29 protein-coding genes are annotated in these 23,768 nt (G+C 44.8%); 13 read left to right on the top strand and 16 right to left on the bottom strand.

The window, feature by feature from the left end; genetic code table 11:
* Positions 1 to 69: 69 nt before the first annotated feature.
* Positions 70 to 573 (bottom strand): hypothetical protein, encoded by a 504-nt coding sequence (locus JNUCC1_RS12950; RefSeq protein ID WP_156645874.1) that lies wholly within the window; start codon positions 571 to 573, stop codon positions 70 to 72.
* Positions 574 to 1,185: 612 nt separating this feature from the next.
* Between JNUCC1_RS12950 and JNUCC1_RS12945 the strand changes: the two genes are divergently transcribed.
* The 4 genes from JNUCC1_RS12945 to JNUCC1_RS12930 all read left to right on the top strand — a co-directional run bounded on the left by JNUCC1_RS12945 (position 1,186) and on the right by JNUCC1_RS12930 (position 3,750).
* Positions 1,186 to 2,493, top strand: coding sequence for an MBL fold metallo-hydrolase (locus JNUCC1_RS12945; protein WP_156645873.1), 1,308 nt, complete (start codon positions 1,186 to 1,188; stop codon positions 2,491 to 2,493).
* 17 nt (positions 2,494 to 2,510) lie between these two features.
* Positions 2,511 to 2,768 (top strand): DUF3006 domain-containing protein, encoded by a 258-nt coding sequence (locus JNUCC1_RS12940; protein WP_197431740.1) that lies wholly within the window; start codon positions 2,511 to 2,513, stop codon positions 2,766 to 2,768.
* A 109-nt stretch (positions 2,769 to 2,877) separates the two neighbouring features.
* Positions 2,878 to 3,078 carry a cold-shock protein gene (locus tag JNUCC1_RS12935; RefSeq protein ID WP_156645871.1) on the top strand — a complete coding sequence of 67 codons (201 nt, stop codon included), beginning with the start codon at positions 2,878 to 2,880 and terminating at the stop codon, positions 3,076 to 3,078.
* 111 nt (positions 3,079 to 3,189) lie between these two features.
* The gene (locus JNUCC1_RS12930) at positions 3,190 to 3,750 is read left to right on the top strand and encodes a beta-class carbonic anhydrase (RefSeq protein WP_156645870.1); all 561 of its coding nucleotides are present in this window, start codon (positions 3,190 to 3,192) and stop codon (positions 3,748 to 3,750) included.
* Positions 3,751 to 3,802: 52 nt separating this feature from the next.
* Here the strand turns inward: JNUCC1_RS12930 and JNUCC1_RS12925 are convergent, their stop codons facing one another.
* Entirely contained in the window at positions 3,803 to 4,660 is an 858-nt protein-coding gene (locus JNUCC1_RS12925; protein WP_156645869.1) for an N-acetylmuramoyl-L-alanine amidase, read from the bottom strand.
* A gap of 96 nt (positions 4,661 to 4,756) precedes the next feature.
* On the opposite strand from JNUCC1_RS12925, the gene JNUCC1_RS12920 reads away from it, so the two are divergent.
* Both JNUCC1_RS12920 and JNUCC1_RS18305 read left to right on the top strand, forming a co-directional pair.
* Positions 4,757 to 4,939: a hypothetical protein gene (locus JNUCC1_RS12920; protein WP_156645868.1), complete on the top strand. Its 183-nt coding sequence runs from the start codon at positions 4,757 to 4,759 to the stop codon at positions 4,937 to 4,939.
* 244 nt (positions 4,940 to 5,183) lie between these two features.
* Positions 5,184 to 5,567, top strand: coding sequence for a hypothetical protein (locus JNUCC1_RS18305; protein WP_197431739.1), 384 nt, complete (start codon positions 5,184 to 5,186; stop codon positions 5,565 to 5,567).
* Positions 5,568 to 5,639: 72 nt separating this feature from the next.
* Here the strand turns inward: JNUCC1_RS18305 and JNUCC1_RS12915 are convergent, their stop codons facing one another.
* The gene (locus JNUCC1_RS12915; protein WP_156645867.1) at positions 5,640 to 7,247 is read right to left on the bottom strand and encodes a long-chain fatty acid--CoA ligase; all 1,608 of its coding nucleotides are present in this window, start codon (positions 7,245 to 7,247) and stop codon (positions 5,640 to 5,642) included.
* A 188-nt stretch (positions 7,248 to 7,435) separates the two neighbouring features.
* Between JNUCC1_RS12915 and JNUCC1_RS12910 the strand changes: the two genes are divergently transcribed.
* The 3 genes from JNUCC1_RS12910 (at position 7,436) to JNUCC1_RS12905 (ending at position 8,864) form a co-directional block, all read left to right on the top strand.
* Positions 7,436 to 8,098 (top strand): hypothetical protein, encoded by a 663-nt coding sequence (locus JNUCC1_RS12910; RefSeq protein ID WP_156645866.1) that lies wholly within the window; start codon positions 7,436 to 7,438, stop codon positions 8,096 to 8,098.
* A complete protein-coding gene (locus tag JNUCC1_RS18765) occupies positions 8,077 to 8,238 on the top strand; it encodes a hypothetical protein (protein WP_231784214.1) in 162 nt (53 codons plus the stop codon). Before JNUCC1_RS12910 ends, JNUCC1_RS18765 begins: the two co-directional genes overlap by 22 nt.
* Before the next feature lie 65 nt (positions 8,239 to 8,303).
* On the top strand, positions 8,304 to 8,864 hold the full coding sequence (locus JNUCC1_RS12905) for a hypothetical protein (protein WP_156645865.1): 561 nt from the start codon (positions 8,304 to 8,306) through the stop codon (positions 8,862 to 8,864).
* Between the two features lie 401 nt (positions 8,865 to 9,265).
* Here JNUCC1_RS12905 and JNUCC1_RS12900 read toward each other — a convergent pair whose 3' ends face one another.
* The 5 genes from JNUCC1_RS12900 to uvsE all read right to left on the bottom strand — a co-directional run bounded on the left by JNUCC1_RS12900 (position 9,266) and on the right by uvsE (position 13,786).
* On the bottom strand, positions 9,266 to 9,406 hold the full coding sequence (locus tag JNUCC1_RS12900; RefSeq protein WP_156645864.1) for a hypothetical protein: 141 nt from the start codon (positions 9,404 to 9,406) through the stop codon (positions 9,266 to 9,268).
* Between the two features lie 170 nt (positions 9,407 to 9,576).
* Positions 9,577 to 10,317 carry an amino acid ABC transporter ATP-binding protein gene (locus tag JNUCC1_RS12895; RefSeq protein WP_156645863.1) on the bottom strand — a complete coding sequence of 247 codons (741 nt, stop codon included), beginning with the start codon at positions 10,315 to 10,317 and terminating at the stop codon, positions 9,577 to 9,579.
* On the bottom strand, positions 10,314 to 10,979 hold the full coding sequence (locus JNUCC1_RS12890) for an amino acid ABC transporter permease (RefSeq protein ID WP_156645862.1): 666 nt from the start codon (positions 10,977 to 10,979) through the stop codon (positions 10,314 to 10,316). The genes JNUCC1_RS12895 and JNUCC1_RS12890 overlap by 4 nt, the downstream gene beginning before the upstream one ends.
* A 741-nt stretch (positions 10,980 to 11,720) precedes the next feature.
* Entirely contained in the window at positions 11,721 to 12,530 is an 810-nt protein-coding gene (locus tag JNUCC1_RS12885) for a transporter substrate-binding domain-containing protein (protein ID WP_156645861.1), read from the bottom strand.
* A gap of 371 nt (positions 12,531 to 12,901) precedes the next feature.
* A complete protein-coding gene (gene uvsE / locus JNUCC1_RS12880; RefSeq protein WP_156645860.1) occupies positions 12,902 to 13,786 on the bottom strand; it encodes a UV DNA damage repair endonuclease UvsE in 885 nt (294 codons plus the stop codon).
* Positions 13,787 to 13,894: 108 nt separating this feature from the next.
* On the opposite strand from uvsE, the gene JNUCC1_RS12875 reads away from it, so the two are divergent.
* The gene (locus JNUCC1_RS12875; RefSeq protein ID WP_156645859.1) at positions 13,895 to 14,134 is read left to right on the top strand and encodes a DUF378 domain-containing protein; all 240 of its coding nucleotides are present in this window, start codon (positions 13,895 to 13,897) and stop codon (positions 14,132 to 14,134) included.
* A 53-nt stretch (positions 14,135 to 14,187) separates the two neighbouring features.
* Here JNUCC1_RS12875 and JNUCC1_RS12870 read toward each other — a convergent pair whose 3' ends face one another.
* The 5 genes from JNUCC1_RS12870 to JNUCC1_RS12850 all read right to left on the bottom strand — a co-directional run bounded on the left by JNUCC1_RS12870 (position 14,188) and on the right by JNUCC1_RS12850 (position 19,267).
* Positions 14,188 to 15,147 (bottom strand): c-type cytochrome, encoded by a 960-nt coding sequence (locus JNUCC1_RS12870; RefSeq protein WP_156645858.1) that lies wholly within the window; start codon positions 15,145 to 15,147, stop codon positions 14,188 to 14,190.
* A 162-nt stretch (positions 15,148 to 15,309) separates the two neighbouring features.
* On the bottom strand, positions 15,310 to 16,107 hold the full coding sequence (pstB, locus tag JNUCC1_RS12865) for a phosphate ABC transporter ATP-binding protein PstB (RefSeq protein ID WP_156647116.1): 798 nt from the start codon (positions 16,105 to 16,107) through the stop codon (positions 15,310 to 15,312).
* 45 nt (positions 16,108 to 16,152) lie between these two features.
* Positions 16,153 to 17,040: a phosphate ABC transporter permease PstA gene (gene pstA, locus JNUCC1_RS12860; protein ID WP_156645857.1), complete on the bottom strand. Its 888-nt coding sequence runs from the start codon at positions 17,038 to 17,040 to the stop codon at positions 16,153 to 16,155.
* A complete protein-coding gene (gene pstC / locus JNUCC1_RS12855; protein ID WP_156645856.1) occupies positions 17,041 to 17,997 on the bottom strand; it encodes a phosphate ABC transporter permease subunit PstC in 957 nt (318 codons plus the stop codon).
* 250 nt (positions 17,998 to 18,247) lie between these two features.
* Positions 18,248 to 19,267: a PstS family phosphate ABC transporter substrate-binding protein gene (locus tag JNUCC1_RS12850; protein WP_156647115.1), complete on the bottom strand. Its 1,020-nt coding sequence runs from the start codon at positions 19,265 to 19,267 to the stop codon at positions 18,248 to 18,250.
* Positions 19,268 to 19,427: 160 nt separating this feature from the next.
* Here JNUCC1_RS12850 and JNUCC1_RS12845 point away from each other — a divergent pair, with 160 nt between their 5' ends.
* The gene (locus JNUCC1_RS12845) at positions 19,428 to 19,895 is read left to right on the top strand and encodes a hypothetical protein (protein ID WP_156645855.1); all 468 of its coding nucleotides are present in this window, start codon (positions 19,428 to 19,430) and stop codon (positions 19,893 to 19,895) included.
* Positions 19,896 to 19,924: 29 nt separating this feature from the next.
* Here the strand turns inward: JNUCC1_RS12845 and JNUCC1_RS12840 are convergent, their stop codons facing one another.
* Positions 19,925 to 20,137, bottom strand: a complete 213-nt coding sequence (locus tag JNUCC1_RS12840) for a hypothetical protein (RefSeq protein WP_156645854.1) — start codon at positions 20,135 to 20,137, stop codon at positions 19,925 to 19,927.
* 29 nt (positions 20,138 to 20,166) lie between these two features.
* On the bottom strand, positions 20,167 to 20,307 hold the full coding sequence (locus JNUCC1_RS12835) for a small, acid-soluble spore protein L (RefSeq protein ID WP_156645853.1): 141 nt from the start codon (positions 20,305 to 20,307) through the stop codon (positions 20,167 to 20,169).
* Positions 20,308 to 20,427: 120 nt separating this feature from the next.
* Between JNUCC1_RS12835 and JNUCC1_RS12830 the strand changes: the two genes are divergently transcribed.
* A complete protein-coding gene (locus JNUCC1_RS12830) occupies positions 20,428 to 20,850 on the top strand; it encodes a general stress protein (RefSeq protein WP_156645852.1) in 423 nt (140 codons plus the stop codon).
* 84 nt (positions 20,851 to 20,934) lie between these two features.
* On the top strand, positions 20,935 to 22,143 hold the full coding sequence (locus JNUCC1_RS12825) for a cation:proton antiporter (RefSeq protein WP_156645851.1): 1,209 nt from the start codon (positions 20,935 to 20,937) through the stop codon (positions 22,141 to 22,143).
* 9 nt (positions 22,144 to 22,152) lie between these two features.
* Here JNUCC1_RS12825 and JNUCC1_RS12820 read toward each other — a convergent pair whose 3' ends face one another.
* Entirely contained in the window at positions 22,153 to 23,739 is a 1,587-nt protein-coding gene (locus JNUCC1_RS12820) for an acyl-CoA synthetase (protein ID WP_156645850.1), read from the bottom strand.
* Between the last annotated feature and the right edge of the window lie 29 nt (positions 23,740 to 23,768).

The following is a 23,768-nucleotide window of genomic DNA, read 5'->3' as shown; positions in this document are numbered from 1 at the left end:
ACTAAGCTATAAGCCATTATCAAAATGACTTGTAGTTATTTTAACACGTGCATGCTTTAATGCAATGGTTTATTGGATTTCGGTGGAAAAGTTTTTGTCGATATTTCCCGGGCAATAACGCTTGGTTTTTAATTGGCTGATCAGTTGGTCTGATTTATCTGATTCCTGTGCGGTCTTTCGACAATTGACATACAGCCAGATTTCGCCTGTATTACCCACAAACACATCAAACCATGTGTGGGTTTCAGGTTGTGATGCAAAAATATGTTTGGGAAGGACCCATTCTTCTCCAGCGTCTTCAAGCAACAATACTGCTTTTTGCCCAGTTTCAAAACGATCTAACACAGCAGTTACATGCTGTTGATTATTCTGAACTTTCCTTATGGTTTGCAGGAATGTGTTGAGTTCCGGCACTTCTGATGTTGTGAGTACTACTGGGGCTTGTGCTGCACAATTTGACTGTAAAGCATTAAGCTGTGAAGGGTTTTCTGTCAGATAAACGTGCAGGATATAAACAAATAAGAATAAACATGCGGCAAGCGTGACGAAGAATCGAACGACAGCAGCCGGCATGCTTATCACCTCCCTTTTCTTGTTTTGTTGTTTTTTGTTGCTTTTAGAGTTAAAACGTTAATGAATAGTAGACACAAGCTGCGAGTTATTGGATGCTTTTAATGCCTGCTCCTGGCAACCGCTCGGAGAAAGCACTCCGCGTTCCGGGGCGCTGCTGAGCCTCGGGCCCACAGGACGTGGGTCATGAAGAAGTGGCGATTGACGTCGCGGTTTTAGCCTTCCTTCCCCTATACCGCGCTCCAGGGTCTCACCGAGGCTTGTCCTTCCACTGTAGTCTCCGTATTTTCCCCGATCTAGGTATAAGAGGTTATTCTCTAACTCTTATATGAGCAGACCCGCCCTAGCTTTGGTTAACATGAAGGGATTGGAGCGGAGGGAGCAGCTTTTGTTTATTATGTCAGGATTTGACATAGAGGTCATGTTGTCAAAACAGTGTTTTTGCTGGCTATGTGCTTGTGGAATTGGGATTATTCCACTTGTATATTTGGTTTATAAGACTATGTCTATGACGCAAAATATAATTTTCTTCATATTTATTTTTTCTCTATGGTGTTGGCTCTGGGGTTTTGATATCCTTAACACAGACAACAATGTAAAGTGGGGCATATGGGTATGTATAAACAAGTTTTAGTGGTATGGGTGATGGCCGTTGCTTTGATGCTGTCGGCGTGTGGAACAGGTGAGGTCGCTCAGCAGGCGGTTAATGATGAAAGCAATCAGGTTAGCGGTGAGCGTACTGAGACCGTAGAAGAAGCGGCGGATGAAGATGCAACGGAAAATCAGGACGATAAAGCAAATGCAGAAAAAGCGGAAACAGATACTGCCGATGAACAGGTTGAGGAAAAAAACACGCATTTAAACGAACTGAGTGTCCATTATATGAATGTTGGCCAGGCGGATGCGACGCTTTTTCAATATGAAAATGATCAGCAATCGTACACCATTTTATACGATACGGGCGATTGGCGGCGCAATGACACGGTGCAATATTTGGCAAGCCAGAACATATCCAGTATTGATTTGATTGTGATCAGCCACCCGGATGCTGATCATATTGGCCAGTTGGCGGAGATCGTCAATACATATGATGTCGGTGAGGTTTGGATGTCGGGTAATACAGCTTCATCTAAAACTTTTCAGGGAGCTTTGGAGGCTGTCTTGAACAGTGACGCAGATTATGAGGAACCGCGCTCAGGCGATACTTTTTCGATCGGACCTATGGACATTACTGTTTTGTATCCGAACAGCATTTCTGGAAAAGCCAACGAAGAGTCTCTTTCCCTTCTTATGTCATATGGTGATATTGACTTTATTTTCACAGGGGATGCGGACCAAGCAGCTGAAAAGGTAATGATGCAATCGGGGATTGATCTCGATGCTGAAATTCTCCAGCTTGGGCACCACGGGTCACGTACATCAAGTGCGCCCGCATTCATCAAAGCAGTTCAACCTGAGGTGGCGATCTACAGTGCCGGTGCTGACAGTCAGTATGGTCATCCCCATGCGGAAGTTATCGAGACCATTCAAAATGCTGGCATTGATTTATACGGGACAGATGTTAATGGGACGATTGTCGTTAAAACAGACGGGAAAACCTATGACATTTTAACGAAAAAGGATGGCACGATCAGCCCGAAAACGACTGGACGTGCTGAGTCGGATTCACAAACTGCCAGGGAGGCTGAATCGAGTGAGTCAAGCAATCAGGAACAATCGGTATCTTCATCTGCTGATTGCGTTGATATTAACAGCGCCTCGATTGAGAGAGTGCAAGAGATTAAACATATCGGCCCCGCCCGTGCTGAAGATCTTGTAAAACTTAGACCGTTCAACTCGATTGATGATTTGACGAAAATTAATGGGATCGGCCCGTCGAGAATTGTTGATATCAAACAAGAAGGCAAAGTGTGTGCACAATAAAAATGGGGTGGATATTAATGAAAGGCGTATTGGATAGATTTGAAGAAAACCAAGCGGTGATTTTGCTTGAGGATCAGAAAGAAGAAATTATTGTCGAACGGGACGCGCTTCCGGAAAACAGCCAGATCAACACGTGGTTCAACATTGAAAAGACCGGCGGCCAATACAAGCTGTCGATTGATCATGATACAACTGAAAAAGAACTGGAAACGTCACAAGATTTGCTGGCCAAACTTCGCGCCAAGAAGAAAGGCAGCAAGTTCAAAACAAATTAAAACATGAATTTGCAAAAACATGTATAAAGCGACAATAACTGTGCATGCTTATGAGTAGCCCTCACTTTTCGAGGAGCAGATCTTGAATATACATGGAGGAACTAATCGTATGACAACAGGAACAGTTAAATGGTTTAACGCAGACAAAGGATTTGGATTCATTGAAGTTGAAGGTGACGAAGATGTGTTTGTCCACTTCTCAGCCATCCAGGGTGAAGGTTTTAAAACACTGGAAGAAGGGCAAACAGTCTCATTCGACATAGAACAGGGCGATCGTGGTCCTCAGGCTGCAAATGTACAGAAACAATAACATCGAAAAAAGACGCTTCATGAGAGGCGTCTTTTTTGTGGGAAATAACTTTACATCTGTTTCTTAAAAAGCTACTATTTTTATAAGCCATCGTAAAAAGGAGTCGAAATCATGACTGTACATTTAGATGAAATGCTGGCGTTTAATAAACGCTTTGTTGAACAGAAAGACTATGTCCCATATGAAACCAACAGCGTACCTAACAAGAAAATGATTGTATTCACTTGTATGGAGTCGCGTTTGATTGAGCTGCTTTTGAGGTCACTCAACCTAAAAAACGGTGATGTGAAAATGATCAAAAATGCAGGAGCCATCATCCGGAAGCCTTTTGACAGCGTTATGAAAAGCATCCTTGTGGCTGTGTATGAATTACAGGCCGAGGAAGTCGCGGTCATTGGCCATTATGACTGTGGCATGTCCCATATGGATACAGAGCTTTTGCCGGAGAAAATGATTGAAAAAGGGATCCCTAAAGAAACGATTGATGCTTTGAAGCACGCGGGCATTGATTTTGATGATGAATTCCACGGGTTTGATACAGTTGAAGAATCCGTACAACAAAGTGTGAATGTGATTCGAAACCACCCTTTATTGCCGGAATATGTGAAGGTCCACGGGCTTGTGATTGATCCTGGTACTGGAGGCGTTGATGTCGTAACGCGCGAGGTTTAATAATTTTAAAAAGCAGCGAACGTTTGGGAGACGTGCGCTGCTTTTTTGTTGCTTAACGTATTTTAATCTGCTGGCCGATTTTAAGAGCTTGCGGCTTGATGCCAGGGTTATTTGCGAGAAGCACTGTGATTGTTGTGTGGTAAGTTTTCGACAAAGACCATAGCGTGTCACCTGGTGCAATTTCATGGTATTGATCGGTATCTTTTATTGAGCCGATCTGTATATTCTGTCCGATTTGCAGTTGATACGGATCGATGCCAGGATTAAGCTCGAAAATATGTGCGAGAGTTGTGTGATTGTCCTGGGCAATATCCCATAACGTATCCCCCTTTTGAATGGTGTATGTCGCTTGGTTCTTTTGTGGTGGTTTAGTATGCTGAGTGGAGAGCGCTTGACCGATGCCGCTCACATGCCCAGCTGCGATTTTTTGAATGAAATGAGCCTGCTTGAGCTTTTTGACATCATCAGGATGATCGATAAATCCGCTTTCCGTTAGAACAGCAGACATTCGTGATTCGCGCAGCATATGGAAGTTTTCCTGCTTCTGACCGCGATCCGTCCAGCTGGTATGCTTTAAAATTGCTTGGTGAATGGTCGTTTGATAGAAGCTGGTTTGCGCTTTATGTCGTCCATTGAAAATGAAAGACTCAAACCCCGAACCCCCGCCTGCATTGATATGGATGGAAACGAGCAAGTCCGCACCCCACTGATTCGCCATGTCCGTCCGCTCCTTCAGTGACATGGTTTTATCCGTTGTGCGTGACAGTTTAAACCGGCACGGCACATTCCGGATCAGTTCCTCGCACACAGCTCGGGCAATTTTTAAAGTAAGATCCTTTTCCTGTACGCCAAAAGCAGTGGCACCGGGATCAGAACCGCCATGCCCTGGATCGATGAATACTTTGAACATATATAAATCCCCTTTTTGAAAATCGATGACTCATTTATAAAATCGAATGTCGTTGGAAAAAGGGGCATCGGGTGCTATGAAAAAGGAGGAATTTGTGTGAATCGTAAAGAAGTGAAGGATGCGATCAACCGGTACAGCCGGGAGGATTTGTTGAGTTGGAGGGCACACGCTGTGAAATGTCGGGAATATTTTTTGAAGTATCCCGATCCTTTTGAAGTGGAGGAGTGTGTGTTTATTATTGAGCATATTGATGAGCGGTTGGAGAAGATGGAGCGGTGATTTTTTGCAATGGGAAGTTGCCTGTTTGAGATGCCAGTGTTCGTGATGAGGAAATCGCTGTTCTTGGTGAAGTATCGCCATTTGGAGAGGCAATATATCAGCGTTCGCGGCTTTTTATCGGCGCTCACTACTTTATATCAGCGCTCACAGCTTTTTATCGGCGCTCACAGCTTTTTATCGGCGCTCGCAGCTTTTTATCGGCGCTCACAGCTTTTTATCAGCGCTTGCAGCTTTTTATCGGCGCTTGCAGCTTTTTATCGGCGCTCACAGCTTTTTATCAGCGATTGCAGCTTTTTATCGGCGCTTGCAACCTTATATCAGCGCTCACTACTTTATATCAGCGCTCACAGCTTTATATCGGCGCTCGCAACTTTTTATCGGCGCTCGCAGCTTTATATCAGCGCTCGCAGCTTTTTATCGGCGTTCACAGCTTTATATCAGCGATTGCAGCATTATATCGGCGCTTGCAACCTTATATCAGCGCTCACAGCTTTTTATCGGCGCTCGCAACTTTTTATCGGCGTTCACGACTTTTTATCGGCGCTCGCAGCTTTTTATCAGCGCTCACGGCTTTTTATCGGCGCTTGCAACCTTATATCAGCGCTTGCAACTTTATATCAGCGCTTAACCACAAAAAAGGAGCTTGATCGCTCAAACTCCTTTTCCATTCCCCCTACATATCTAAAATTCACCGCATCGCTTATACTCCTAAGGCCTCTTCTACTTGGGTGCGCAGTGCTCTTTTTAAAAACTTCCCAACTGAGGTTTTTGGAATTTCGTCGAGGAAAAGTATTTCGTCTGGCAGCCAGTAGCTGGCGAATTGCGGCTCTAGAAATTCGAGCAGGTCTTCTTTTGATACTTCGGCGCCTTCTTGCAGCACGACACATGCGACGGGGCGTTCTTGCCATTTTGGGTGTGGAACGGCTACAACTGCAGCTTCAAATACGGCTTCGTGCGCCATTAAAGCGTTTTCAAGGTCGACTGAGGAAATCCATTCTCCGCCGCTCTTGATCAAGTCTTTTGTTCGGTCGACGATTTTGATGTTGCCTTCTGAATCCATTGTGGCGACGTCGCCGGTGTGGAACCAGCCGTCTCGGAAGGCATCTTTTGTGCGCTCGTCTTTATAGTATTCGTCAGCGATCCATGGGCCTTTGACGAGCAATTCGCCCATTTCCTCACCATCTTGTTGCACTTCGCCTGAATCGTTGATGATTTTAACCTCCAGGCCTGGAACAACCATGCCTTGCTTCACACGGGCATCAAGTTTTTCTTCAACAGATAACTGTTGCTGGTAGCTTTTTAATCGTGACAGTGTAACGAGTGGTGTCGTTTCGGTTAAGCCATATGCATGCTGAAAAGGAATGCCATGCTTTTGTTCAAAGGCTTTGATCAAGCCTCGGGGAGCTGCTGCGCCTCCGCATAGGACGGATTCCAGACTGGAGGTATCATAGCTGTTCTGTTCCAGTTCATTCAGCAATCCCAGCCAAATCGTTGGTACCCCGGCTGTTTTCGTCACTTTATAGGATTCAATCAGCTCGGCAAGCACTTTTGGCACGGACATTGGCCCTGGCAGCACCTGTGTCGATCCGAGCCAGGTTGCGGCAAACGGCATCCCCCATGCGTTTACATGAAACATCGGCACAACAGGCATCAGGACATCACTTTCCGACAAGGCAGCGGTGTCTGCCATACTTAATGCCATGGCATGTAGAACAATGCCCCGGTGCGAATAGATAACGCCTTTTGGTTTTCCGGTCGTGGCGGACGTATAGCACATGCCAGCTGGATCGTTTTCGTCCATCTCAATATTGAATTCAAATTGAGAATCTCCATCTTCCAGCAGACGCTCATAGGAATACAGTGGATCAAGTTCGGATTCAGGTAAAACAGGCTGATCCGTCATGACGACAAACGCTTCGACAGTTGTCAGCTGATCCTGGATTTTTTCAACTAAAGGAAGCACGTCTTCATCAATCAGCAGCACCTTATCTTCTGCATGGTTAATAATGTAGGCCAAATGCTCTAGAGAAAGACGGATGTTGATGGTATGCAGGACGGCGCCCAACGATGGGATGGCAAAATACGCTTCGAGATGCCTGTGATGGTTCCAGGCCAGTGTTCCAACGCGATCACCTTTAACAACACCCAATTTTTCCAGAGCACTGCCCAACGCTCGTATCCGCGCCCCGGTTTCCTTGTAGGTGAATCTCTGAATCCCACTATGCGTTCTTGATATCACTGACTTTTTCGGAAAATACCTTTCTGCCCGTTCAAACATACTTCCAACTAGCAACGGCGTTTGCATCATTGTATATTCCTCCCTTGTTATAACTAAAGTCCTATCCTTATATATATTTGACATCGCCGCTCTAAATACCTTCCTGAAATATTAAAATCTTTTATATTATGAAGAAATACGCTTACTTTAGATGAATAAACTGTAGACGATGTGATAAAATGTTCTAAACATCACGAAATTAGGAGAGAAAACCCGTCATGAAACTTGATTTTGTTAAAATAAGCCCTTCACAGAATATGACAGCGCTCATCACCAGTGAGGTGCACCCATCCGATTATGCAACCGTTGGCAACATGATTATGGATTATGAATACATACATGCAGAACAAGCCGGTTTTATAACCAAACCAACTGATGATGGGTCTATACTTCGACTGGAAATGTCTGGTGGTGAGTTTTGCGGAAATGCTGTGCTAGCGGCTGGAGCCTATTGCATATATAAGGGGTTAAGTAAAGAAGAGCATTTTAAAATAGAAGCATCCGGCGCCCTATTCCCGCTTGCGTGTCATGCGAAAGTAAAGGCGCCTGGGCTTTTTGAAGCGGAAGCAGAGATGCCTCAGCCATTGTCGATGGATGACACCACTTTTCATATAGGTGCCAAGAGCATTTCAGGGGCCTTAATCCGACTGGGAGGGATTACGCATTTCGTCACAGATTTTTGGCCGAATAACGACGATTTCCCTTCTATACTTGAGACGATTAAGGAAACGGTACACGATAAAGCTATTGGCATTATTCCTTATAGACATGTAAATGATGAAGCGTACGAAATTCGCCCCTTTATTTATGTAACTGAGAGGGGAGTACATTTTTCGAGCGTTCTTGCGGTTCGGGAACATTGGCGCTTGGAATTTATTTAGCCGAAAAAACGGAAGAGAATGCATTTGAAGTGCAACAGCCAGGAGGAACGATCCAAGTGAAGGTTGGCAGAAAAATTTTAATTTCAACCGAGGTCCGGATCACGTGTGAAGGGGTTGTGTATTTATCAGATCATGAATAATCCCTGCTCACCGAAAACTTCTGTGCTAAGAGAATGTACAATTTAATTTAGGACGGAGGTACCCAATGAAAGCCTTCATTGATGTATTAATACAATACGGTGATTTAATTTTTCTTGGTGGAATCGTCGTGATTCTTTTGAGCATTTTTATAAAAAAGAAAAGCAGACTCATTGTTGTTTTGTTGATTTTAGTTGTGGGCAGCATCTTTCTCATTCCTCAAGCATTACATACAACATTCCCAGATGGTGTGTCAGATCAACTCAACGAAGACAGTACTGTTCAAGCCATTATCATCACGATTAACGATGTATCAGGGGATCGACCAGTGAGAGAAGAGCAGGTCACTATAAGAGACAAAGACATCATTGGACACATACTGGAAGACCTTTCAGATGTGGAACTCAAAGAGGATCGAAATGCTGTTGTCTTGGGTAGAAAATACCATTTAAACATACGCATCACCAACAAGGTGGAGGATGGCTATTACAAAACAAGCACTTTAATGGTGGATGTTGATCAACACTATCTAAACAAATATAAAATCGTTAATGAGCCTAACCACTTGGAAACCATTGAATCCCTTGTTGAAAATGATGAAGTTGATTGGGAGGATTTGAGTGAGTGAACATCAGCGCACAGAACAAAAGCGGAAACGCCTTGCTCACCCCCGAAAAGCATAAGCAAGAACGTGTAGTGGCGAACTTTGCCACGAAACGGTATTGCTTATGACTCGAGGGGGTAGGCGTTGGAGCTGGACGTGACCTTTGGCAATGTTTATCAGCAACCCGGATATTGTATAATTTCCTAAACCACAAAAAGCTCAGAATCAATCTGAGCTTTACTATGGCATTTATGAGTCTTTTTTTACAACGAGATTTAGGGTGTAAAGCGAAATAACCAAGGTGATTAACGAAATGGATAATGCGATCCACACCATAAGATTACTCCTTTTTCTTGTTTATTTTGCATACCTATTGTATACTAAGAGTAGAATATGGTGGAGAGGAAATTAATCCTCTCCAAGTCTTAGTCATCGGACTTTCTTCTGTTGCGATCAGAATGAAAGTCCTTTTCCTTATTACGCTTTGACAAAATGGCAACCGTTAAGTTAATAACAGCTACTACCAAATTGATCGCAGTCGTAATTAAGGCTAAAACCTCTACCACATCCACTCACCCCCTTTCTTTTGGGGGATATTTTTATTATATCATCGTTTTTTCTAAAAACAAATAATTTCCACTATTAGTATTTCATTATCTATGACAGGTAAAAACGCATTAGAAAAAGCTCAGAATCGATTCTGAGCTTTTTCTAATTTCATTTTCCATTAAGTTTCCTACAACACACGACTCAAGAACTCCTGAGTCCGTTCCTCCTCAGCATTTTCAAAAATAACGTCTGGCGCATTTTCTTCAATAATAACGCCCTGGTCCATATATACAACACGATCGGCTACTTCGCGGGCGAAACCCATTTCGTGTGTGACGACGACCATGGTCATGCCTTCTTTGGCAAGGTTTTTCATGACTTCGAGCACCTCGCCGACTAGTTCTGGATCGAGGCCTGATGTCGGCTCGTCAAACAGCATCATATCCGGTTCCATTGCAAGCGCACGCGCAATGGCGACACGCTGCTTTTGTCCACCTGACAGTGTACGCGGATAAACATTCGCTTTATCCCTGAGTCCGACTTTTTCCAAATAGGTCATGCCGAGTTTCTTTGCTTCGGCTTTGTTCATCTTCTTCACTTGAACCAGTGCTTCGATCACATTGCCGATTACTGTTTTGTGAGGAAAGAGATTGAAATGCTGAAACACCATTCCAATGCGCTGTCTTACTTGATTTAGGTTATCTTTGCGCGGGTTAATCGCCTGTCCTTCAATCATGATCTCCCCGCCGTCTTTCATTTCCAGGAAGTTCAAACACCGGAGCAGGGTACTTTTGCCTGAACCACTCGCTCCAATCAGAACCACGACTTCATTTTCTTCAATCGTCATATCAATATCTTTTAGCACATGCAATTTGCCGAAATGCTTGTTTAATGCTTTAACTTTTATAGCAGGCTGCTTCTGGCTCATGCGTCCACCCCTCTTTCGCTCTTAGACAGTGCCTTTTCAATCCTGCTGACGATAAAGGTCAGAATTAGCACGAGAATTAAGTAATAAATACCAACGATGATGTATGATTCCATCGCCATTCCTGTTGATGATTGGATGCGCTGTGCCCGGTTAAATAAGTCCTGAAACCCGATAAATGCGACAAGGGATGAATCTTTCAAGGCAATAATAAATTGGTTGCCAAGCGGCGGTATGGCCCGTCTCATCGCTTGTGGCAGCACAATTCTGCGCATGGCCAGGCTTGGCGTCATGCCAAGGCTTCTGGCCGCTTCATTTTGACCCTTGTCAATCGACTGGATCGAGCCCCTGAAGATTTCGGCGATATAGGCCCCGTTGTGGACCCCAAGGGCAATGCCGCCTGCCATTAATCTTCCGAGATCGACAAATTGGACGAGCCCAAAATATAATATGAATATTTGTACGATCAAAGGCGTGCCGCGCACAATGTAGATATATAAATCTGCAATGATGCTCAGTATTTTGATGTTTGATACCTTTAAAAATGCAAAAAATAGCCCGATGACCATTCCGAGCAACAGGCCAAGTAACGTGATCTCAATGGTATTAATAATGGCATCTTTATAGCCTGGAATGGTTTCAATAAATAGTTCCCAAAAACCCATTCAGTTATCCTCCTTGGTCGTCTCGTCTGATGAGGCAGTGTTCCAATAGCCCTGGCCATCGGAACACCTCTTTGATTCAAATCTTTTTTTAAAGCCCATCCCGAAAGATTGTTGATTCACAGTAAACCCTAAATGAATAGTAAACGTCGATATACATTTCAAAATTCCGATATAACTCTCAGAATTTCCGGTATCTGAGGTGAAATTTCCGATATAACAAAGCCAAATCCCATATATGTTAATTAGAGCACCGTGATTTGCGCTGCGGGAAGTCGCTTTAACTTTATCACAGCTCAAGTGCGACATCTGTTCAAGAACCCCACTTTCACAGTGTCTTCTAGCCGCGGGCACGGCCTCACCCTCCTCGAGGAAAACCACCTCTGCGGGGTCTTCGGACTCGTGCTGTTCCCGCAGGAGTCGACTTCCCTCCGCTCCAATCACTTTATGTTTTTAAGTGGCTTGGACGGTTTAACTCACACAAGGGTTAGAGAGTTATTCTCTCTAACTCAGCTCGGGGGAAACACGGAGACTCCTGCGGGATGCAAAGCCTCGCTGAGACCCCACAGCGCGGTAGCGCGAGGAGGCTCAGCAGCGCCCGCGGAAAGCGCAGTGTTTCCCCCGAGCGGCTGCCAGAAGCAGTCATAAGATGCTTAATTAAGCCTCTCACTTACATCGCAGTTTGCAGGCACTGCACTTCGATAAAAACAACAATCTATACAAGAGCAGCTTTTTAAAAAGGGATTATTCAAGTATGTTCTCGTCAAACCACTTTTTGCTGATTTCATCGTAAGTGCCGTCGTCAATGACTGCTTGGAGTGCTCGGTTGATTTCGTCGAGCAGTTCTTGGTTGCCTTTTTTAACGGCAGCGCCGATTTCCTCATCAAAGACTCTGTCACCGACCGGACGGATATCAAGATCATTTTCTTCAATCTGCAGCATGCCGACAAATTTGTCCGTTACGACTGCATCAAGTCTGTCTGTTCCTGCTGCAAGATCCTGAAGTGCAACATTATCACTTTGATATGTTTTTAAATCTTCTTCTGTAATGTAATCCATGACCATTTCTTCATATGTGCTTGAAGCGACAACACCAACGCTATGGCCTTCCAAGTCTTCTGCTGCTTCTATACTGTCGTTATCATTATGCACATAAATCACACCGCCTGAACGGTAATAGGGATCAGAGAAATCAACCGATTCAGCACGTTTTTCTGTAATCGTCATACTTCCCATAATGGCATCCAGACGACCGCTGTTCACTTCTTCAATTAACGCACCGAAATCCTGCGTTGCAACCGGCTTTGGCTTCAAGCCCATTTCTTTGGCAATGGCTTCTCCAAGTTCAACTTCAAATCCGGTTAGATCTCCATCTAAATCTTCAAAGTTAAAAGGTTTGTACAAGCCACTTGATCCAAATGTGAAGTAGCCGTCTTCAATTGTATCGACTGTCGCTTCTTTTTCTGGCGCCGCATCGGTTTCTTCCTCATCACCACATGCAGCAAGCAGACCAACAAGCAGTAAAGCCGTCAAAAATAACATAATCTTTTTCATTAATCAATTGCCCCCTATTTTTTATTTTTAATATTGCGAATTATAAACTTAAATCAATTGAAATGCAGGACACCTCCGAAGTTGCTTATTCATTTTGCAGATGATCACATGAAAAATAAAGAGTGGTTAAAGAGGTACAGCCGGATGTTTTGACCCGGCGAGCAGGGATAGTTATATTTTTACATTAAATGGCGAAAATGAAAAATCGCATTCATGGCGCATATCCTGTATATACCCGCATTTAATCATATGTAGTCCATTGAGATGCGAAAAATTAGAAAAATCCTTCGATATGCGCGGATATACATCATATTTCAGTAGAAGAAAATAAAAAAGTGACCCTCGATACACATCGTGGACCACTTTTTTATTTAATCAGGGGTGATTTCAAATGTTTGCATCAATTCAAGCACTGCTAAATTCTTCTTCTTTGCCTCTACCATGACATCGACTTCGGTGTCACCAACATAACTGATCAATCGCTTGAAATCATCGGGCATAATATAATCATGATGCGATCTGTCAGTCGAATGTGTGCGTCCTGAAGAAATGTGGACTTTTGGTCTGCCCTTGCCTCGCCATGTTTCCCAAACTTCTTCAAGCAGTACCTCCAATGCCTCCTCTGACGGATTGCAAAAATGGTGATGAATGTCGAAACAAGCCGGCACTTCAGTTTGATTTGCAACAAACAAAACATCCTCAAGATTAAACACTTTATCATCATTTTCAAAGCGGAGTTTTTCTTTAACATAAGGAGGTAATTGCTGTGTGTTACGCACGAGTCTTTCAAGGGCCGATTGTCTGTCACCATATTTTCCACCCAAATGCAAAATCATATCTGAGCCACCAACCAACTCGAGAAGCTCTGCATGATAGGTCAGATCATCAATGGTCCGTTCTACCACATCTTCTCTTGGGGAATTGAGCACACTATATTGACCGGGGTGAACCGATAATCTTAAACCATGTTCTTCCTTGAGTATCTTAATTTCAGCACAAACGGCTTGTACGTCGGGGTCATTTTTCCAATCCCACGTATTCACGGGATGTGTGGCCAGTACCACCACACCGCTAGATATTCGGTAAAACAGAATATTATGCTCTATATTCCATTGGATAATTGCTTTGGTGAGTTCCAGGTTTTGAAGCGTCAGTTCTTTAATTTTTTCAATGCCTTCTTTTTCAACAGTAGCCACTCGGCACGTTCTAAAAGTTGGCTTCAAACTAAGATTAATACAGGCATAACCGATTTTCATCAACAACATCCCTTCTGCTTTCTTAGATTGCCCAAGTGTATCATATCGTATATTCCCTTGCTGACGGGAAAAACTACAGGTATGTCTCAGAAAAAAGGAGGAAATGTGATGAATGGTATTCAACGTGCAGCTTTGGCTCTCGTCATTATAGGCGCCATTAACTGGGGACTTGTCGGATTTTTTCAGTTTGATCTGGTGGCAGCCATATTCGGCGGTGAGCAAACCGCAACATTCGCCCGCCTGATCTATGCGATCGTTGGCATTAGCGGACTGGTTTGTCTGTCATTGCTGTTTAAGACAGATGAAGCATACTCCAACCAACGGGAACCGAGACCTATTAGAGAATAATCATATGATGGAAAAACGCACAGGCTGCAGTTGTAGCCTGTGCGTTTTATATGTTATTCGCCGGAATTATCGGCAGGAACTACATTTTCAATTTCAGTCCAATCAAAAGTGCCTTCCCGTACTTGTTTACGACGTTCTTTATTCATAATATCTGTCGGACGTCCGCCTTTAGGCCAGTCTGAGTCATGACCGCTCCATTCGGGCCGTTCATGGGACAGGAGAAACGCAGCTAAGTCAGCAGCTTCCTGATCAGTCAGGTCACCAGCTTGCCCCACTGGCATGTTGTTTTTAATGTAACCGGCCATTTTACTCATCCGGCTCATGCCTGCTCCATCGTTAAAGGAATCCTCGCCCCAAAGTGCCGGGCCGCTGTTTGCACCAGTTCCAGAGCCGTCATCGGCATGACAGGTCATACAGTTTTTCTTCGTGTATAACTCCTCGCCACGTTCGACACTTGGTTCAGGGATTTCTTTCATTGTGTTTTGCATGCGCCACGGAATATCTTCGCCGACTTCTATCCCTTCAGAAATCTTTGTCAGATAAGCGACCATGCCTTTCATTTCCTTGCTCTCTGAATCGAATTTTTTACCATTCATGCTACGGACCATACAGCCGTTAATCCGGTCCTGCATTGTGAACACGCCACCTTCTCTGCCACGATATTGTGGGAATTGGGTAACAACCCCAACCATGGAAGAGGATTGTGAAATCCCGCCATCAGCATGACAGCTCTGGCATGATAGTTCATTTCCTACATGTTCAGAAGCGACCGTATTTGTTTCATTAAAAACTTTCTTACCGTATTGAATGAGTTCTGTCATTGGATCGTCCGGGTCAAGTTCATCCACATCAGGCGGATTGTAAGCCATTCCATCAATTACTTCTGTGTCATCATTTGCTGCGTTTTCATTTTCATCATTTGTTTGTTCATCAGTGTTTTCCGTACACGCTGTCAGTAACAAAATAAAACATACCGTGATTGCTAAGAGCCACAATGGCTTTGCTTTTTTCATATGTATGCTCCTCTCTATGTCATATGTTAACTATATCACAAACTTTAGAAAGCAGAAGACCTCAACCATAAAAGTAACTATACTGTCATAATTGGTTGAGATCTTCTCTAAAATAAAGCATTTTGTTTGCGTGTAATGCTAACATATGCCAAGCAATACATTTTAGCCAAAACGCCCAGAAATATAATCCGCCGTACGTTGATCTTTTGGATGTGAAAAAATCACATTTGTTTGATCATACTCAATCACTTCACCATTTAAGAAAAACGCTGTCCGGTCCGATATCCGAGCGGCTTGCTGCATGTTATGCGTAACGATGACGATTGAATAAGACTTCCTTAAATCTTGAATCAGCTCTTCAACTTTCGCCGTTGATTTCGGATCGAGGGCTGACGTTGGTTCATCCATTAAAATCACATCCGGTTCTATCGCCAGACACCGCGCAATGCAGAGGCGCTGCTGCTGGCCGCCTGATAAACTGTAGGCATTTTCTTTCAGCCGATCCTTCACCTCATCCCAAATATAGGCACCGCGCAAGCTTTTCTCCACAATTTGATCGAGAATCTTTTTATCACGAATCCCGTGAATCTTAGGTCCGTATGCGATATTTTCATAAATGGATTTAGGAAAAGGATTCGGCTTTTGAAAAACCATGCCAACACGCGTCCGCAAATCTTCAACACGATATGTTTTATCAAATATATTATACCCATTGTAAGTAATAGCCCCTGTCTTTTTGACTGTGGGAATAAGCTCAACCATCCTGTTTAACGTTTTTAAATAGGTTGATTTCCCGCATCCAGACGGACCAATGATGGCTGTGACTTCTTTTTTGCGGATGGATAAATTAATGTCTTTTAAAGCTTGGACATCCCCGTACCATAAGTTTAAATGTTGTGTATCGTACACAACATCCTGAACACGTGTTGCTGCATCCGTTCTATCCGTGACTTGAGGCATATGCTGATGAATCGAAACGATCCCCATGGTTATTCACTCTCCCTGTTAGTCATATTGTTTTTGAAACTTGGCCCGGACCATTATGGCAGTTGCATTGAGTAGCAGCAATATAACTAGAAGCGTCACAATCGTCGCTGCGGCCAAATTGGCATAAGCGTCTATGAGCGAAGAATCAAGCGTCCAATAATAGATCTGCATCGGCAGGACAGTGAACTTATCAAAAATCCCGCCTGGAAAAGGAATCAACAAGGCAGGAATCCCGATCACGACAAGCGGTGCGGTCTCGCCAATCGCTCTGGATAACGATAAAATAGCGCCTGTCATAATGCCCGGCAACGCTGTCGGAAGAATGATCCGTCTGATCGTCTGCCATTTTGTCGCTCCCATCCCGTAAGAGGCCTCACTCAGATGCCCGGGGACTGCTCTCAGCGCTTCTTGACTTGCGACAATGACAATCGGCAGGATAAGCAGGGACATGGTAAAACCACCAGCCAAAATGATATTGCCAAAGTCAAGCGCGCGCACAAAGATTGTCATCCCAAGAATGCCGTAAACGATTGAAGGCACACCCGCGAGGTTTGAGATATTCGTTTCCAGCCAGCTGTTAAATCGATTTTTCTTGGCGTATAATTCTAAGTATATCGCTGTCCCGACTCCGAAGAACATCGTCACTGGGGCTACAACGGCCATGAGCCAGAGTGTTCCAAGAATCGCTCCCATAATGCCTGCCCGCTCAGGCTGGGTGGATAATTTTCCCGTGAGAAAATCCATGTTGATCCATGCCAGCCCTTCAGTCAGAACTCTCACAATCAAGACACCTAACACCACTAGTCCGAGCATTGTCGCTAAGAAAAACACCACATTGGCAAAGCGATTCATTATCAGGCGTAGGTTCATACGTTTTTCCCTATCAGCGTGATTGACCAGATTCATTTAATATTCCTCCCTCAAGCGGCGTGACACATAACGGGCAAGCAGATTCATCAGCAGTGTGAATATAAACAACGTCATCGCCACTGCGTAAAGACTGTAGTAAATCGTCGATCCGGCCGGCGCATCACCGCCTGTAACTTCGACGATATACGCTGTCATCGTCTGCATAGATTGGGTCAGATTAAAGGTGAAATTTTTGGAACTCCCGCTCGCTATGGTCACAATCATCGTTTCACCGATCGCCCTAGAGATGCCAAGCACAAACGATGCTACTATCCCTGAAAAAGCTGCTGGAATGACGACGCGTCTTGTTACTTCCAATTTTGTTGAGCCAAGCGCGAGGGCCCCTGCCCGCATGGCGCTCGGCACCGATTGCATAGCATCTTCTGACAATGAGGCAATCATCGGGATGATCATAATACCCATGACAATGCCAGGGCTGAGTATGTTCGTGGCTTCAAGTCCCGGAATGATTTGTCTTAATAGCGGCGTGACAAACGTGAAGGCAAAGAATCCGTACACGATTGTCGGAATGCCGGCCAGCACTTCCAGGAGTGGCTTGACTGTTTTTCGAGCTCGATCAGACGCATATTCACTTAAATAAATTGCGGTCATGAGTCCGATCGGTGCAGCCACAATCATCGCGACTGCAGAAGAAAGAATCGTCCCGGTCAGCAAGGGCAGGACCCCGAATTCCGGGGACTGGCTCAGCGGTTTTAAGACCGTTCCAGTGAAAAAATCAACCACTGACACTTCGCGGAAAAACGCCACCATTTCCGTAAACAAGACGAGCACAATGCCGACTGTTGTTAAAATGGATACAGACGCGATCATTAACATTACAAATGGAATGGCTTTTTCAAAATGAGCCCCCAGATGATTTCTCGATTTCCTTGCCTCGATCATATCGCGAACACTCGGCGAGGATTGGGCAGATGTGGAAGTTTGTGATCCCATGACCCACAACTCCTTTCAAAAATTTGTTTTCTCATTATTAGCCATTGTAAGTGCATCGTGATTTGCGCTCAGAGGAGGCAAGTCTGCCTTGGATATGCACGCTCGTTCGCGGATATGCGCACTCGTTTCCGGATATGCACATTCAGTCCGGGATATGCACATTCGTTTCCGGATATGCACATTCATTCCGGGATTTGCACATTCGTTTCCGGGATATGCGCGCCCACCCATCTCAAAACAGTCAGTGGTGTTATTTCAATCCCTCTAGAAATTCGATGTTTTCATCAATTTCTTCTTGAGGGATTGGAGCAAAACCTGTTTCGCCGGCAAATTCGTTCATGTGATTCATTACGTAAAGCGCGTAATCCTTAACTTGCGGTTTTTCTTTTGCATGGTCCACGTTCAAATAGGTGAACACTGGACGGGTGAAGCCAGCATAGTCTCCGTCTTCCGCAATCGTATCGAGCGATGGTTCAACAGGTCCGTCTCCAAAATTAACATGAACTGCTTGGAGCTGGTCTGTGTTGCTCACATAATAGCCAAACCCGAAGAACGCAATGCCGTTCACATCTTCAGACACCAGGTTTACCAATGTTGAGTATTCCTGCTGCAGGTTCACATCGCTGGCGAGATCTTGCTCATCCAGCACTTCTTTATAGAAAAATTCAAAAGTTCCATGGTTTTCATTTGGTCCATACGTATTGATTTTTTCGTCAGGCCAATCGGGATTAATATCAGACCATTTTGTTACACCGCCATCAGCCAGAAAAATGCTGACCAATTCCTCTTCCGTCATTTCTGTGGCCCAATCATTTTCAGGATTGACGACGAATGTTAGACCGTCCAATGCGACTTTGAGTTCTTTGACGTCGATGCCCAGTTCTTCGGCTTTCTCTTTTTCCTCATCTTTAATTTGACGTGAGGCATCATTAAAATCTGTCCCGTCTTCAACGAGGAACTTTTTAAAACCGGCACTCGTACCTGCGCGGCTCACTTCCACCGACACATTTTCTTGTTCATTAATCATATATTCTTCAGCAAGACGTGCCATTAAAGGATAAACAGTCCCAGAGCCATCGATGACCACACTGCCTTCCAAATCTTCCGCATCTCCACTTGTTTCTGTTTTTTCGCTACTGTTAGCGTGCTCATTGTCATTGGATGCATGGTTACCTTCTTTTTCTTCTGCGCCAGCGTCGTCACTGCAAGCTGCCATCACTACAGTAAAAGCAAGTGCCACCAACAGCATGAAAACCTTCTTCATCGACATCATTAAATTGTCCTCCCCAATTGTTTTTGAAAGATCATCTCTTTCAACGTCAGTATACCAAGCGGATATTAAGCCACTGTTGATTTCATGTAAAGCCTTTGTAAAACTTCTTGTGTTATAATTTTGTAGGATAAATGTACTGATAAATGAGGCGAACGATATGAATAAATGGTTTTTAATCAACGGGGCTGCGGTAGGTGTGCTGGTGTGGGCGTTGCTGACTGCGAACAGTTATGGCTGGCACACGCTATTCGGTGGGTTGGGGGCTTTGCTCATTTTTTATAATTGGACGCGCCATGCCGTGTTCACCACGATTCGGGAAAGTCCTTCCAGACAACAGAAAATCCGCTTTGCCAACTTGTCAAAAAAAGTCATCCCTTATCACCGCTGGACGGGCACGACTGCTGTCATCATCGTTTTATTCCATGGGTGGCTGGTAATCGAGCGGTACGGGTTTTACTGGCAATATCCAAAATTTACAATCGGACTCATCGCGGGGCTAACCATTATCGCAGTCGCCACATTCGGCTGGTTGCGACTTTACTGGCCCTCCCGTAAAAAACGCATGTTCCACCTTTACTTGGCCATGGCGTTGTTTTTCCTTGTGGTGTTGCATTTGGTTTTATAGACTCTAACATTTTAAAAGTCATCCCACTTTTAGTAAGAGGGACAACTTACAACCAAAATTGTTTGGACAAACTCTTTTATCTTGTTTTGCTTCATATGCTCTAAGACAGAAATTTTGACGGAGTGCTCTAATGCTTGGCGGAGTGCAACAATTAAGATCGTGAGCGCTTCAATTATAGCTGCGAGCGCGTCAATCACGTTGATTTTTTGCTCTTTATAATACAAAAAGGCTGGCATTTTCAAAACGCCAGCCTCATTTTTCTTACAAATGACTATATCTTCGTATTTTTCTTCTTAGCTCGGTGTTCCGGCTGGGATTTGGGCTGATGGTCCTTTTCGTCTTCGCTTAGCCCTTGGGGATTGATGCTTGTTTTGCTGCGTTTCTTTTCCCAGATATCGTTTTTATCGCTCATGGTTTCACACCTCCGTTATTAGCGTTTGCAGCGTGTCCGTTTCTATGCAGCGTTTAAGCGGTAAATGGAACGGGTAATTGCTGTATAAGGCATATAGTTTTCAAATGGAGGTGTGCATGTATGCCATATGAAGTATATGGACCGTTTGAATCAAGCGTCGAAGCTGCCAATATTGTTGACAATCTCGGTTTAAAAGGCTTGAAAGTGGAAAACATGACCGTATTTGCCAATGAGGACCGCAGCAAGGAAATGGATAAACTCACTGATGTAAGAGTAGAAGATGACGGTGACCATAGCGAACAAAAAGATATGATGTATAAACTGAAACAAATGTTGAATAATTCACCGGATACCGAAGAGAAAAAGAGCATGTATGAGGAAATGCTGGAACTTGATCTGACAAAAGAACAGGCTCAACGCTACACAGAAGAAGTCAAAGCCGGCAAGATTCTGGTTGTCGCTAATCCTGAAATCAGAATGGGTCAGGATCCAGCTCCTGAATACAAAAACCTGACAGATCCGGTCATTGAAAAACACGAATAAATACACCAGACGGAGGAAGTGATCAGATATCTGAGCACTTCCTTCTGATTATCACTCATCACCCAAACAAAAGAGGTCGTACATATGACTCCAGTTAAAATCGTCATCTTGCTGGCCATTGGCTACATTGTTTTTACGATTGATAAAAAACAAAAAAACTTTCCTGTCCCGGTTGTGCTCGTTGTCATCGGGATCCTTTTGTCGTTCATCCCTTTTTTCTCAGACATTCAAGTCACTGAAAACATGATTTATAAAATATTCCTGCCTGGATTGTTATTTGCTGCGGCATATCAATATCCGGCACAGGCTCTCAAGCGAAATGCCGGTGTGATCGCGACTTTAAGTACGATCGGTCTCGCTTTGACAGCTGGGCTGCTTGGGGTCATCATCTACGCAATTGGTGGACCCTACGCTGGCATCTCTTTGATTGGCGCGCTTGTGGTCGCATCGATTCTGACTCCAACAGACCCTGTCTCGGTCGTGGCCATTTTGAAACAATCGACAGACGATCCGAGCATTGGGGATGTCGTTGACGGGGAGTCCATGATTAATGACGGGACAAGTGTTGTCTTGTTTGGCGTGCTGTCGGGGATGTATTTGAACCAGGAAGCCTTCCAGCCGCTCGGATTTTTGAAAGAATTTTTATATGTGTCGGCTGGCGGCGTGCTTTTGGGCGTTGTGATCGGATGGGGATTGAGTAAGCTGATCTACATCACCCACCATCGTGACTATCAAGTGATGCTCAGTCTTGTGATTGCTTATGGCGGTTTTTACCTTTCCGAGCATTTCGGATTTTCCGGTGTGCTGACGACGGTGTTTGCAGGGATTATGCTGTCGTTTGAACTGAGCCGCTCAAGTAAGGAAACGTCTTACAGATCCAGCCTGGGCGGGTTTTGGGAAGTGGCCGAACCTTCCTTGCTTTCCCTTCTTTTCTTGTTAATCGGAATCGAAGCCGCCGATTATCTCGCGTTCAGCTTCAACGGATGGATGCTCGCTGTGATCGTTTTTATTGCCTCGCTGATCGTGCGTTTTGTTATCGTTACTTTAACCATGCAAGTATTTGATGGCTGGCGGCACATCGTTAAATTCAAATATGCCGCCCTCATCTCGTGGGGCGGCATCAAAGGCACCATGTCGGTCTTCTTGCTGCTCAGCTTAAGCACCAAGTCGTCCGGCGGGGCAGATTTTCTGTTATCACTTTCCTTTGCCGTCATCATGCTGTCATTGATTGTCCAGAGTCTCGGCGTGAGCCCGTTGTCGAAGTTGCTGGCAGATGGGCGAAAATCATCTTAGACAAACGGCTTACTCATAACGTTCCCGCAAAGATCGTTTCAGCACTTTGCCACTCGGATTTTTAGGTAAAATATCTGTAACCTCAACTCGCTTTGGCACTTTAAATGTTGACAGCCGCTCTTTGCAAAACGTTATGACGCCCTCTTCTGTCAAATTCGTACCATCTTTTGGCACGACGATCGCCGTTACAGCTTCCACCCAATACGGATCAGGGATGCTGATGACGGCTACCTCTGAAACGCCGTCCATCTGATAAATCGTCTCCTCCACTTCCCTGCTGGAGACGTTCACGCCGCCCGTGTTGATCATATCTTTTTTCCGGTCGACAATCGTGATATAGCCTTCTTCATCCATTACCCCAAGGTCACCGCTGTGGAACCAGCCGTTACGGAAGGCTTCGGCGGTTTTTTCGTGATCGTACAAATACCCTTTCATGGCATGGGGCGTGCGGTGTACGATTTCGCCAATCTCTCCTCTTTCCACCTCTTCACCGGCTTCGTCCACAATTTTCGTTTCAACATTCAATGTCGGAACACCTGCTGAACCGAGCTTGCGTAATTGATCTTCCGGCTGCAGGGCGGTTGCCAGCGGGGCGACTTCTGTTTGCCCATAAAAGTTCCAGAACCCGGCATTGGGCAGGCGTTCGGCCAGTTCTTTTAAAATTTCCCGGGGCATAATCGCGGCACCATAATAACATTTTTCCAGCGTAGAAAGGTCGCGTTTGTCAAAGTCAGGATGCCTGAGAAGTGCAATCCAGACGGTGGGTGGTGCGAATAATTGGGTCGCGCCTTCTTTTTCGATTGTTTCCAGGATCAGCTCAGGGCTTGCTACTCCTAGGATCACACCGCTTGATCCGAGGTAAATGCTCGGTCCGAGGAATACATGCAGTTGAGCACTGTGGTAAAAAGGAAGGGCATGAATCAACTTATCGCGGGCTTCCATTTTTCCGTCAATTACACAGCTCACATACTCGCTGATAATGCTGTTATGGGAAAGCATGACACCTTTGGGCCGGGATTCGGTTCCGCTTGTGTACAAAACTTGAGCAAGATCGTCGTCACGCAAGTCAGCCTCAACGAACGTCACCGGCTGACCATCTCTCGCCACGGATAAGGACGTCCAGTGTTGGTGCTCACCAGCAGATGCTCCAAGCACATCCATTAAATACAGTGCTCTGATCGATCTGTTTTCTGCAGCCGTCTCCAATGTGGTCGCATATTCTTCAGAAGCAATCAGCACATCCGCTTCGGCGTGTTCAATGATATATTGCACGTCTTCGCCTGTCAGCATATAGTTGATCGGGATCATCACTGCGCCGACACGGGCGAGAGCAAACGTCACCACAACGAAATCAAGACTGTTTTTCGACATGACAACAACCATATCGCCTTTTTGCAGGGAATCTTGCATGAATGCATGTGCTGTCTGATTGACCATGTCGTCCAGTTCTGCATAAGTCACATATTGATCGTTATAGACGAATGCCAGCTTCCCGGGCGTGCGTCTGCGTGTTCTCACAAGGAGGTCTCCCAACGTTTGCCGCCTTGCCCGTTCGATCACCTGGTCCAATTCGGAATGCGCTTTCATTTTGTCCATTTATATTCCACTCCCCATTTATAAGTGGT

The sequence above is a fragment of the Lentibacillus sp. JNUCC-1 genome, from assembly GCF_009741735.1.
GTDB lineage: Bacteria > Bacillota > Bacilli > Bacillales > Amphibacillaceae > Lentibacillus_B.
The sequence above is the reverse complement of the archived record's forward strand: the minus strand, read 5'-3'. Positions and strand labels throughout refer to the sequence as shown.